Here is a 1,150-nt window from a genome sequence, read left to right on the forward strand (position 1 = left end):
TTCATTACTCGATGATCGAGGAGACGATGCCTGCACCGACGGTGCGGCCGCCTTCACGGATAGCGAAGCGAAGCTTCTCTTCCATCGCGATCGGCACGATCAGGGTAACGTCCATGGCGACGTTATCGCCAGGCATGACCATTTCCGTACCAGCCGGCAGCGTGACAACACCCGTCACGTCCGTCGTGCGGAAGTAGAACTGCGGACGGTAGTTCGTGAAGAACGGCGTATGACGGCCACCTTCGTCCTTGGTCAGAATGTAGGCTTCTGCCTTGAACTTGGTGTGCGGCTTCACCGAACCCGGCTTGCAGAGAACCTGGCCGCGTTCAACGTCTTCACGGCCAACGCCGCGGATCAGAGCGCCGATATTGTCGCCAGCCTGGCCCTGGTCGAGCAGCTTGCGGAACATTTCAACGCCGGTAACCGTCGTCTTCGCCGTCGCCTTGATGCCGACGATTTCAACTTCTTCACCAACCTTGACGATACCGCGCTCAACGCGACCCGTCACAACCGTACCGCGGCCCGAGATCGAGAACACGTCTTCGATCGGCATCAGGAACGGCTGGTCGATCGGACGTTCCGGGGTCGGAATGTAGTCGTCGACAGCGGCCATCAGGGCGCGAACAGCGTCTTCGCCCAGTTCCTTCGAGGAATCTTCCAGAGCAGCAAGAGCCGAGCCCTTGACGATCGGGGTTTCATCGCCCGGGAAGTCGTACTTCGAGAGAAGTTCGCGCACTTCCAGTTCAACCAGTTCGAGCAGTTCTGCGTCGTCAACCTGGTCGCACTTGTTGAGGAACACGACGATTGCCGGAACGCCAACCTGACGAGCAAGCAGGATGTGCTCGCGGGTCTGCGGCATCGGGCCGTCAGCAGCCGAAACCACCAGGATCGCGCCGTCCATCTGGGCAGCGCCGGTGATCATGTTCTTCACATAGTCAGCGTGGCCAGGGCAGTCGACGTGGGCATAGTGACGGTTGGCCGTCTCATATTCCACATGCGAGGTCGAGATCGTGATGCCGCGCGCCTTTTCTTCCGGCGCTGCGTCGATCTGGTCATAGGCCTTGAAGTCACCAAAGTACTTCGTGATCGCTGCAGTCAGCGACGTCTTGCCATGGTCAACGTGACCAATCGTGCCGATGTTAACGTGGGG

At 59.5% G+C, this 1,150-nt stretch carries 1 protein-coding gene; it reads right to left on the reverse strand.

Going from position 1 to position 1,150, the window contains the following annotated elements; genetic code table 11:
* Positions 1–4: 4 nt before the first annotated feature.
* A partial coding sequence (gene tuf / locus AC0TNJ_RS00020; RefSeq protein WP_473769852.1) for an elongation factor Tu occupies positions 5–1,150 on the reverse strand: 1,146 nt, incomplete at its 5' end.

The sequence above is a fragment of the Ochrobactrum sp. PL_is483 genome, assembly GCF_055816855.1.